Here is a 12,091-nt window from a genome sequence, read left to right on the forward strand (position 1 = left end):
TGTGTGAGAATTGATGTTACAAGAATAACGATAAGGCAAACCGGTGCAACATATTTAATCATTACATTAAATAAACCTTTTCTTTTAAAGGATTCACCGTTGCGTGTAACTTCGTCTGTAATTGCCTTTGGCTTAATAACCCAACCAACAAGAATACAGGTGAATAACGCTACAATCGGCATAAGGATACTGTTGCTGAAGAAGTCGAAGAATGAAAGAATGTCCATTCCAAAAATCTTGAAGTCTGCCCAAATTCCGTTGCCGAGTGATGATGGAATACCCATTAAAAGGCAAAGACCAATTACAATAAGGCAGCCAACCCATCTTTTTACATGGAACTTGTCCATAAGTGAAGATACAATGGCTTCCATAATTGAAATTGCACTTGTGATTGCTGCAAAGAATACAAGAATAAAGAACAGCAGAGCCACAATTCCGCCACCTGGCATTTGGTCAAATACCTTTGGAAGTGTCATAAACATAAGTCCCGGACCGCTGTTTGCAAGACCTGCTTCACCGCTGAACACATAAACGGCAGGAATAATCATAAGACCTGCGAGAAGTGCAACGGCTGAGTCAAAAATCTCAATCTGATTTACAGATTTTGTAAGGTTGATTTCGTTCTTTGTGTATGAGCCGTAGGTAACCATAATGCCCATTGCAAGGCTCATTGAGTAGAAAAGCTGTCCCAATGCACCGGCAACCGTCATAATAGAAAACTTACTGAAATCAGGCACGAGGTAGTAAGCCACGCCGTCAAGAGCACCCGGAAGTGTGAGTGCATAAACTGAAATTCCTATTGTAAGAATAATGAGCATCGGCATAAGAAATTTACTGATTTTTTCAATGCCGTTTTTTACACCGAGCAAAATTACGCATACGCTAATTCCCATAAATATAAGGAAGAATACAAGCGGAGCAATAGGATTACTGATAAAGTCAGAAAAATATGTGTCGCCTGCCGCCTGAGTAACAAGTCCTTGAGCATATACGGTAACATATTTTGTTACCCAACCACCGATTACACAATAGTATGGGCAGATTATGATAGGAACTATGATTGCAAGTACGCCAAGAAAGCCAAATTTGTTGTTGAGCTTTTTATAGGCAAGTACAGGGCTTAACTTTGTTTTTCTGCCGATAGCGATTTCAGCGGTAAGCATTGCAAAACCAAAGGTTACGGCTAATATAAGGTAAACCAAAATAAAAATACCGCCACCGTACTGTGCGGCAAGATACGGGAATCGCCAGATGTTTCCGAGGCCTACTGCACTGCCTGCCGCGGCAAATACAAATCCCAGACCACCGGAAAAGCTGCTTCTTTTCTTTTCCATAATAATTTATCCCTCATTTAAGAAATTTTTAATAGATTATACCATAATTCTATAAATAAAACAATACATAATGAATATTTATTTTTAAAAAAGCAAAATATCAGAAAATAAACCGACAGGTAAAGACTATGGTAAATCAGTTGTCTGTCGGTTAAAGTCATTTGTTTAATTTTTGTTTATAATTTTTATATCGTACAATAAAGTATATAATACACTCTATGCATACAAAGACAGTAAATATAATTGAAAGATATGCAATTATACCGAATGCGGCAATTACAAATACAGATCCATAGTTTTTAACTGATTCTTTTACTATTGAAATTTGGTTTTGTACCCATATCCATATAAAAATACTGCTTAGTATATTTGATAAAGTCAGACCGGCTATACAAATACAATAGTTTTTATATTCCTTTATCAGTAATCCGAAAATAATTGGTATGATAATTTGAACAAACCACATTATTATTGTAAAATATCTGCCTGTATTAATAGGAATATATATGCTGAAAATTGATAGTGAAAGTATAATACATATGATGAGTTTTATTTTGTTATCTTTAATTATTTTCTTGTCCATTGTTTTAACTGTTTTTAACTATTCTTTTATTTCCGTAAAAGGTATGTTATATTCGGTTGCATATTGTTCTGCATATGAACCTTTTATTCCGTATATGGTTAACTTGTAGCATCCGTCAAATGCATTGTCTGCTATTGAGGTGCATTTTTTGTATAAGGTATGTTGTGTAAGCCTTTAGAGAAGATATATTGCAATGAAAATGATTATAAAGCTATATGAAATTAAAAATCCCAGTCGGGTACATATTTGCGGTCGGCTGAGTCAAGCTCTTGAGTAAAGCCGTCAAAGCCGAGCATCATATAGTAGTCCTTAACTTTCTGATATTCTCGTTTGGTAATTTTTCGGTTAATTTTTTCATATTTATTAGCGTTGCCCATTGGTATGTATTGCCCCATAAGGCTGACGAGAATCTGATTGCCGTAGTTTTTCTTGAGAATATCAAGAACCTCCATACTGTTTTTGGTGTGTGACGGCAGAATCAGATGCCTTACAATTATGCCTTTCTGCATCATCTGGCGGTCGTCAAACTGTGGAAAACCCACCTGAAAGAGCATCTCCTTTATGGCTACGGTTGCGGTTTCTACATAATTAGGAGCAAGAGAGTACTTGAGTGCAAGTTCGTTGTTGCTGTACTTAAAGTCCGGCAAATAAATATCCACAATGCCGTCAAGCATACTTAGAATTTTTGGACTTGTGTATCCACTGCAATTATAAACTATTGGAATTTTTGGCTTGTAAATTTCAAAGCTTTCTACAACAGCCGGAACAAAATGGTCGGCAGTGACGAGGTTGATGTTGTGCACATTCTGTTCTTCAAGCCTTTTGTAGCAGTCGGCAAGCTCCTGCGGTGTTACCGCTCTGCCCTTGTGCAGAGAAGAAATCTCGTAATTCTGGCAGTAAACACAACCGAGGGTGCAGCCACTGAAAAAAATTGTACCACTGCCGTTTGCACCGCTTATGCAAGGCTCTTCGCCAAAATGTGGGGCAACTCGGGCTATTACAGGCATAGTACCCATACGGCAAAAGCCACCGCCGCTTGTTTCACTTCTTTGTGCATTGCATTTTCTCGGACATAAATTGCATATCACTAATATCACCTTAAATCTTAATAATATTAGTATATCATATCTGTAAGAAAATAGCTATATTAATATGTCTTGAAATCTGTAAGAAAATCTTCGATTATGTCATCAATGTGACATTCCTCAATATCAAGGGAATTGCAAAGACCTATAAGTTTGGTTATTTCGGTTTGATTATCTGAAATATCGGTATAACGCCTGAGCAACTCCTTTTGATTAAACACATCGAGTCCATATGAAGGTTTCTTGTTGTTAATTATAGTATTAATTCTGAATAGCAACATAAAAGTAACCTCTCTTGGTGACCTATTAGCACCTTTAGCAAAATAATACAATAAAATCGACAAAAAGTCAAGACGATTTCGCACAAAAATACAATCGTACTTTTATCTTTGGATAGTTTAACAAAATACTTTTTTGTTTTTTATGTATATTTATTGTAATTTATTTGTCATATTTCAGTATAGGAAATAAACAACAAAGTATATGTATATAGCTATAAAGAATATATAAATATTAAAAATTTACACGATTATTCTAAAAATAAAAGAGATTTATGTCGAATTTAGGAACGAATGTTTGAAATGTGTTGACTTTGTGAAAAATGTAGTATATAATGAAAATTGGTTCTATAAGATGTTACAACATTTGTAATAAATTGCAGTAACTCTTAACTTGCGATAGAACAAGAAAACACCGATTACCGTTAAATCGGCATTTTCGGCTGAATTTACAGCTTATTACTGATTTTTGCAATCCTAAAATGCAACTGTATTTTACAAAGCCTGACATAGTTGGTATATATTTTATATCGTCATAATTTCATTAGTGCAAAATTATAATAAAGTATAATTTTTAATAAATTAACAGCTTTTAAATATGTTGCGGAATTTCGTGTCTGTTCTTAGGATTTATAAATCTGAAATGGAGATGACAGAATTGGAAGATATGATTTGTGTAAAAAATCTTCGCAAAGAATTTAAAAAGACAATCAAAGAGCCCGGCATCAAGGGCAGTATCAAGTCATTTTTCAGACCAAAGTCAGAAATTGTTGAGGCTGTAAAGGATATTTCATTTACAGCTCAAAAGGGCGAGATACTCGGCTTTATCGGGCCAAACGGAGCGGGAAAATCAACTGTAATCAAAATGCTTACGGGTATTCTTACTCCAACCTCGGGCAGTTGTGTGATTAACGGACAGAATCCGCAGGACAACCGAAAAAGGTATGTAAAGGAAATCGGCGTTGTGTTTGGTCAGCGTACTCAGCTTTGGTGGGATTTACCGCTTACCGAAACCTACACCGTATTAAAGGAAATTTACGAGGTTGATGACGCTTCATTTAAAAAGAGAATGGAGTTTTTCAATGAGGTGCTTGATCTGCAGGATTTTATAAAAAGTCCTGTTCGTACATTGTCGCTCGGTCAGCGAATGAGAGCCGATATTGCGGCGTCACTTCTGCACAACCCAAAGGTACTCTTTCTTGACGAGCCTACCATTGGTCTTGATGTTGTTGTAAAGGACAACATTCGTAAGGCTATTGAGAAAATCAATGAGGAGGAGCATACAACTGTAATCCTCACCACTCACGACCTTGAGGACATTGAACTGCTTGCAAAGCGTATTGTAATGATTGACAAGGGAAGCAAGGTGTTTGACGGTAAAATTACTGATTTAAAAGAAAAATTCGGTCAGATGCGAGAACTTGCGTTTGTATCGGATAACGAAAATGCTCTTGCCGTGCTTGATTATGCCAACAGTCTTAACTTGTCTGGTGACGACCTTATAGCAGAAAATGACGGCAGCTCATACAAAATCAGATTTAATTCTTCTGTTGTGCCTGTGGGCGATATGCTTTCTTACACACTTTCTAAGGTAAATGTAAAGGACATCAGCGTAAAAGACGCAGATATTGAAGAAATAATTCGCCGCCTTTATAAAAAGGAGGTGGAGGTTGATGCTTAAAAAACTCAGAATGTATCTGCCGTTTGTCAACGCAGGACTTCAGGAGGCATCTACCTATCGAGCAAACTGGCTGTTTTACATACTCGGTGATGTAATAGGCTGCTTTGTGTCTTTCTTTGTATGGGAAGCGGTCTTTATTTCAAATGGCGGAGAGTCTTTTATGGGCTTTGACAAGGGGGATATGATTGTTTATATTTTCCTTACATTTTTAACAGGTCAAATTATCGGCAGCGGCGGTACATATGACATAGGTCAGGAGATTAAAGACGGTACTATAGCTATGCGTATGATTAAGCCTATCAGCTATAACTCAACCTTCCTTTTTCAGGAGCTTGGCAACAAAATTATGGAAATCGGCATAATTTTTATTCCTCTTGTTGCCGGCGTTGAAATTTACCGCTTTTTCCTTTCAGGCTCGTTGCAGTTTGACATTGCAAAGTTTTTGCTCTATGTGATATGCTGTGTGTTTGCCTACCTTATTAACTTTTTCTTTAATATCAGCTTTGGCTTTACGGCATTTATCTTTAAAAATCTATGGGGCTCAAATCTGCTTAAAAACTGCATTGTCGGCTTTTTGTCGGGCAGTATGATTCCGCTTGCGTTCTTTCCTGAAATTTTCAGAAATGTGCTTGCAATACTTCCGTTTGCCTCACTTTCATACACTCCCGTTATGATTTATATGGGAATGTACTCAGGCTGGGAGATATTGTTTTACCTTGGCTTGCAGATGTTTTGGTGCGTTGCGTTCTGGGGTTTGTCAAAGCTTATATGGAAAGCAGTTGTAAAGCACCTCTGCGTACAAGGAGGTTGATTTTATGCGAGAATTAAAGCGAGCAATGAAAATGCACCGTATTTTTATCGTTCAGGAACTTAAAAGGATGATGGAATACAAGGGCGACTTCCTTACAGGCGTAATCGGATTTTTAATTGTACAGGTGTTTAATATTCTTTTTCTGAATATTATTTTTAGCCAAATTCCAAGCTTAAAGGGCTGGAGCTTTTACGAGGTGCTGTTTATTTACGGCTTTTCGCTGATTCCAAAGGGAATAGACCATATGCTTTTTGACAATCTTTGGGCAATGGGGCATTGGCTTGTGCGTAAGGGTGACTTTGACAAGTATCTTACCAGACCAATCAACCCTATGTTTCATGTGATGGCAGAGAAATTTCAGGTTGACGCATTCGGCGAGCTCGTTGTGGGCATTGGTCTTATAGCAACCGCTGTGCCGAATATTGCTGTTGAATGGAGCTTTTTGCGAGTATTTCTCACAATAATAGCAATATTTTTTGCTTCATTTATTTATACAGGCATTAAAATCGGTACTGCCGCAATTTCTTTCTGGACAAAACGCAGCGGAAATATTACTTATATGTTTTATATGATGAATGATTTTGTAAAATATCCCGTTGATATTTACAACAACTTTATCCGCAATCTTATAACTTATATTATCCCATTTGCGTTCACATCATATTTCCCTGCAATGTACTTTATGCGTGGGGAAAATCCGCTTATCAATATCGGATTAACGGTTGTTGTATCAATTATTGTAATGACAATCAGCATTGTTATATGGAATATCGGAATTAAGAATTACGAGTCGGCAGGCAGCTGATTTTGTCGGAAAAGGACAGATTCTGACTGACCTTTTCTTCATTAATACAAATTTGTAAATAATGCACAATAAGCACATTGAAACTTTGGTTTTAATGTGCTTATGATTTTTCTTTTTTGGAAATATTTTCTGTGGAAAGTTTGATATAATAAAAACAATAATATAACAAAATATAGCAAGGAGAGATAATATGATTTTTAAAAAGCAACTCGCTGTACTGCTCAGTGCGACAATGCTCTTTGGTATGACATCGTTTGCTGCTACAGCTGCAACCACCGATACCGGGGCTGTGTCAGCCGGCAATTACTACAACGCAAGCTATCTCGAAAATTACGCCGGCAATGCTTACAACGAGCAAAATCTCGGTGCAAACTATACTAAAAGCTCAACTGAGTTTAAGGTATGGTCGCCTGACGCAACAGCCGTAAAGCTCAAACGCTATGCAACAGGCTCGGATTCAGAGTCGGGTGCGGCTGTTCTCGGCACATACGACCTTACAAAGAACAGCTCTACAGGTGTGTGGTCGGTTACTGTAAACGGCGACCTCAAAAACACCTACTATACCTACCTTGTTACCGTAAACGGTACAACTAACGAAACTCAGGATGTTTATTCAAAGGCAACCGGTGTAAACGGCAACCGCTCAATGGTTGTTGACCTCGATTCAACAGACCCCGAGGGCTGGGAAAACGATAATCATATTCTTTTTGATAACGCTCAGGAGGCAGTTGTGTGGGAGGTTCATGTCCGTGACTTCTCAATTTCCGATACCTCGGGCGTAAGCGATGACAACAAGGGCAAGTATCTTGCCTTTACGGAGGGCGGAACAAAAATCAGCTCAGACACAAGCGCAAACGCTGTTTCAACCTGCGCTGACTATCTTGTAAAGTCGGGCATCAACTGCGTTCAGCTTATGCCTGTATATGACTTTGGCTCTGTTGATGAAACCATCACAGGCACAGCTACAAACAGAAACTGGGGCTACGACCCTGTGAACTACAATGTTCCCGAGGGTTCATATTCCACAAATCCGTATGACGGTAATGTAAGAATTACAGAGTTCAAGCAGATGATTCAGGCACTCCACGACAGAGGAATTTCTGTAGTAATGGATGTTGTTTATAACCATACATATGCTACCGAAGGCTCTTGCTTTACAGATACGGTTCCGAACTATTATTACAGAAAAACAAGCTCAAGCTCATATTCAAACGGCTCGGGCTGCGGTAACGAAACTGCGTCTGACAAGCTTATGTACAGAAAGTATATGATTGATTCAATTCTCTACTGGGCAAGCGAGTACCATATTGACGGTTTCCGCTTTGACCTTATGGGAATCCACGATATTACAACGATGAATCAGATTCGCTCGAGCCTTGATAATCTTTATTCAGACGGATCCGGTAAGAAGATTCTTATGTACGGCGAGCCTTGGGCAGGCGGTACGGTTGCAATCAGCGATGGCTGTTCTCAGAACAAGGCTTCTCAGCTTGACGCAAGAGTAGGAATGTTCTGCGACTCTTACCGTGATGCTATCAAGGGCGGTACCAATGACGCATCAACGGGCTTTATTCAGGGCAATAATGATAAAACCTACACGGTTGTAAACGGTGTAAAGGGTCAGTGCTTCGGTGCAAAGGCTCCGTCACAGACTATTGCCTATGCAGACGCTCACGATAACCTTATTATGTGGGATAAAATGGTGCTCAGCAACGGAAGTCAGAGCTGGAATTCCACATCTTCGTCACTTACAGGTCAGATGAAAGCAACAATGGGACTTCTTATGACCTCTCAGGGCATCGTGTTTATGACGGCAGGCTCTGAATTCTGCCGTACAAAGCAGGGCGACCACAACAGCTATAATTCCCCGGATTCAATCAATGCAATTGATTGGACACGGTTAAAAACATATTCGGAAACTGCCGATTATTACAAGGGACTCCTTAAGATAAGAGAAAACTATTCTCCGCTTAAGGGCGGCAGCTTCTCAACTCCGTCCTTCCAGTCAAACTACGGATATGTTGTAGCCTACACATATTCAAACAATACCTCGGGTGAGTGGGGCAAGGTCTGCGTACTTGTAAACAGCGGCACACAGGCTTACACAATCAATCTTGACGGCAGCGGCTGGACTGTTGTTGCAAACGGTACAAAAGCAGGTCTTGAAAGTCTCGGCACAGTATCGGGCAGCTCATATTCAGTGCCTGCAAGAAGTGCCTGCGTACTTGTGCAGTCATCAACCTTTAATAACCTTAAGAATGCAGAGCCGACATACGGCACACTCAAGGTAAACCATGTTGATGAAAACGGCAATGTACTCAAGAGCACATCTGCTACATACAAGACTGGTTCAACATATCGTGCATTACCGGACACAACACTTCTTTATGACTATAATCTTACCAATACAACAGGCACAACAACAGGAAAAGTTGAAAGCGGTAAGACATACACAGTAACATTTACATACAAGTCTTCAGGTATTTCTTCAGGTTACCTCACAGTAAACTATGTAAATGCAAACGGCACAAAGGTTAAGGAATCTGTTAAAAACAAGATGAGAAGCGGTGATGCTTACTCAGTAAGTCCTGCTACAATTCAGGGCTATCAGCTTGACACAGACAAATTCCCTGCAAATACAACAGGTACATTCTCAGGTGTTGACACAACAATCAACTTCCAGTATAAAAACCTCGATTCAACAAGCACAGTAGTTCACTATAAAAAGCCATCAAGCTGGTCTGATGTTCGCTGCTATTCATACACAGATGACGGCAAAAATCCAACAGGTGAATGGAATACTGCAACATTGATGACAAGCGAGGGTGACGGTTGGTACAAGTGTACTGTTCCTGCATCTGCTTGCTATGTAATGTTCCACCCAACATCAAATTCAGCTCAAGAGCCGGGACAGGGTGCCGGCGGTTATCCTGCTTCAGGTGAGGTTTGGGTAAACAACGGTGCTATCACATTTAACAGCACAGTTATAACAAGCCATATTGACGCTGCAACAGGCAAGAAAATTGTTGCTGATGTTGTAACTTCAAAAACAAAGGTTACATCAAGCGATACTTATACTACATCTGCTGTATCAAGCGATAATGTAATCACTCCTGTTAATGCAACAGGCAACTACACAGCAGGTGTTATCAATGTTGTATATCTCTACACATCTGATGTACCGCCAACACAGCCTACAACAGCAACTCAGCCAACTACAGCTACACAGCCAACATTACCACCTGTATCTTACAAAATACTCATTGGTGATATTGACAATGACGGCAGAATTTCAATAAATGATGTTACATACTTGCAGATGTACATTACTGAGCAGACAACATTTACTGATAATGAAAAGATTGCTGCTGATTCAAATAACGATGGTATGCTTGATGTTGTAGATGCTACATTGATTCAGATGTATCTTATTGATAATCCGGCAGATGACAGCATTGTTGGTACATACAAGGAAATTATTGTAGTTCCTACTACACCAACACAGCCTACAACAGCTACACAGCCAACAACTGTTGAACCAACAACACAGCCTACAACAGCAACTCAGCCAACTACACAGCCAACCACAGCTCCTCAGCCAACTGAGCCGGCAGGCACATACACAGTTACATTTACTAACTCACTTAACTGGGGCGGCACTATGTACTGTTATTACTGGACAACAGGTGGTCAGGGTGCAGTTGCATGGCCTGGTGAGAAGATGACATTCTCAGAAACTAACGACTATGGTCAGGCTATTTACACACTTGAGATTCCTTCTGAGTATGATTGTGTAATCTTCACAAACGGTTCTTCACAGACTGTTGATATTAACACAGGCTCACAAAGCACTCGCTATTATGCTAAGACAACAAAGACCGGTACAGGCTACAATGTTGGTACTTGGTAAACAGAAATAAATTTAATATTCGATAGTCACGCAGTAGTCCCTCCGAATTTTCGGAGGGATTGCTTTTTGTAAAATGTTAGGGAAGCTAATAAACTTAGATTTGTAGTAATCGGGTATCATTTATTGAGTTATATCCGACTTAAAAATGTTTTTTTCATAGTTGGGGTAAATTAGAATTTAGCTATTGCTAAAGGTAAATAACAAAAAATTTAGGTCGAGCCTTTTTAAAGGCTCGTGGGTTTGGGCAACGCCCAAGAAAGGTTGTTTTCATTGCAAATTTTCCGACACAAACAGCAACGCTGTTTGTGTATTAAAGCAAAGTTTGAAAAAACAGGCGACAGCCTTTAACAAGAAATCATTTATCAATAATGAATAATGGCTTTTTGTGTTGCTATCGCAATTATAATATTTTCATCATTGCATTTAAGCCACCAAACAGCAAGCTGTTTGGCTATCAGAATTTAATATAGATTAAAGTATTTGTGGGCTTTGCCCACACCCACAACCTTTGAAAAAGGTTGACCAAATTTTTTGTTCGAGTATAAAGTCAGTGATATACTAAAGTTAGTGAAAGCTAACTTTAGGGGGATGCTGTTATGGAGTCAATTATATCAACAATTATTGTTTGTGCAGTTATTGCAGTTATATGTGTAATCGGAGTTTTAAAGTATATTAAAAATCTGAAAAGCGGTTGCTGTGGCAGTGGCGGTGACACTATAAAGAGGGTTAAACCACAGGACAGCAATGCCGACAACTATAGCTTTGCGTATAAAATTGTAATTGACGGTATGACCTGCAAAAACTGTGCAATGCGTGTGGAAAACGCTTTTAATGAAAAGGAGAATTTCCTCGCAAAGGTAAAGCTTTCTGAAAAATCTGCATTAGTGAGAACAAAGACTGAAATTGCTGAAAAAGAACTTAGAGATATTGTTATTAAAGCAGGTTACATTCCAATGAAAGTTGAAAAGCTGTGAATGCGTCTGCTGTGTTGTTAAATTACATACACAGCAGATATTTTTTAGATGATAGTTAGTTTAAACTAACTAAATTTTATAATCAACAATAATTTGTTAGTATTTTACTTGACAATTATTGCTTTATATGATAAATTATCATTACTGAACATATGAACAAATATACATATATTCATATAAATAAGCAGGAGGTAGAGTATGTTTCTTGAAATTAAGGGAATAGAAAAGTATTATGGCATTGGCGACAACCGTACAAAGGTGCTTAAAGGAATTACCACAGGAGTTGAGAAAGGTAAAATTTGCGTGTTGCTCGGCCCATCAGGCTCGGGCAAATCAACCTTGCTTAATATCATTGGCGGTATTGAAAAGGCTGACAGCGGAAGTATTTCGATTGACGGCAGTAAAATTGAAGATATGAATGAAAAACAGCTTTCACTCTACAGAAGAAATCATCTTGGTTATGTTTTTCAGTTCTACAATCTGATTCCTAATCTTACTGTCAAAGAAAACATTGAGGTAGGTGCGTTTCTGAGGAAAAAACCGCTTGATACGGACGAGCTTTTGCATACTCTTGGTTTGTGGGAACACAGAAATAAAGTACCGAGTCAGCTTTCGGGCGGTCAGCAACAG

The 12,091-nt window shown here is 38.7% G+C and carries 9 protein-coding genes; 6 read left to right on the forward strand and 3 right to left on the reverse strand.

Annotated features, from left to right (window positions below):
- The 3 genes from ACJMMI_RS06165 to ACJMMI_RS06175 all read right to left on the reverse strand — a co-directional run.
- Positions 1 to 1,334: sodium-dependent transporter (locus ACJMMI_RS06165; protein ID WP_405354330.1), on the reverse strand; the 1,334-nt coding region annotated here is incomplete at its 3' end.
- An 804-nt stretch (positions 1,335 to 2,138) separates the two neighbouring features.
- Complete coding sequence (locus tag ACJMMI_RS06170; protein ID WP_405354331.1) at positions 2,139 to 3,005, reverse strand: radical SAM protein; 867 nt, start codon at positions 3,003 to 3,005, stop codon at positions 2,139 to 2,141.
- 59 nt (positions 3,006 to 3,064) lie between these two features.
- A complete protein-coding gene (locus ACJMMI_RS06175; RefSeq protein WP_405354332.1) occupies positions 3,065 to 3,283 on the reverse strand; it encodes a DUF6514 family protein in 219 nt (72 codons plus the stop codon).
- Between the two features lie 664 nt (positions 3,284 to 3,947).
- On the opposite strand from ACJMMI_RS06175, the gene ACJMMI_RS06180 reads away from it, so the two are divergent.
- From ACJMMI_RS06180 to ACJMMI_RS06205, 6 genes are all read left to right on the forward strand, one after another.
- Positions 3,948 to 4,961 (forward strand): ATP-binding cassette domain-containing protein, encoded by a 1,014-nt coding sequence (locus tag ACJMMI_RS06180; RefSeq protein ID WP_405354338.1) that lies wholly within the window; start codon positions 3,948 to 3,950, stop codon positions 4,959 to 4,961.
- On the forward strand, positions 4,954 to 5,772 hold the full coding sequence (locus tag ACJMMI_RS06185) for an ABC transporter permease (RefSeq protein WP_405354333.1): 819 nt from the start codon (positions 4,954 to 4,956) through the stop codon (positions 5,770 to 5,772). The genes ACJMMI_RS06180 and ACJMMI_RS06185 overlap by 8 nt, the downstream gene beginning before the upstream one ends.
- A 4-nt stretch (positions 5,773 to 5,776) precedes the next feature.
- The gene (locus ACJMMI_RS06190) at positions 5,777 to 6,577 is read left to right on the forward strand and encodes an ABC transporter permease (RefSeq protein ID WP_405354334.1); all 801 of its coding nucleotides are present in this window, start codon (positions 5,777 to 5,779) and stop codon (positions 6,575 to 6,577) included.
- Positions 6,578 to 6,767: 190 nt separating this feature from the next.
- Entirely contained in the window at positions 6,768 to 10,487 is a 3,720-nt protein-coding gene (gene pulA, locus ACJMMI_RS06195; protein WP_405354335.1) for a type I pullulanase, read from the forward strand.
- 596 nt (positions 10,488 to 11,083) lie between these two features.
- A complete protein-coding gene (locus ACJMMI_RS06200) occupies positions 11,084 to 11,461 on the forward strand; it encodes a cation transporter (RefSeq protein ID WP_405354336.1) in 378 nt (125 codons plus the stop codon).
- A 198-nt stretch (positions 11,462 to 11,659) separates the two neighbouring features.
- Positions 11,660 to 12,091: ABC transporter ATP-binding protein (locus tag ACJMMI_RS06205; RefSeq protein ID WP_405354337.1), on the forward strand; the 432-nt coding region annotated here is incomplete at its 3' end.

Source organism: Ruminococcus sp. (assembly GCF_045129435.1).
Taxonomy (GTDB): domain Bacteria; phylum Bacillota; class Clostridia; order Oscillospirales; family Acutalibacteraceae; genus Ruminococcoides.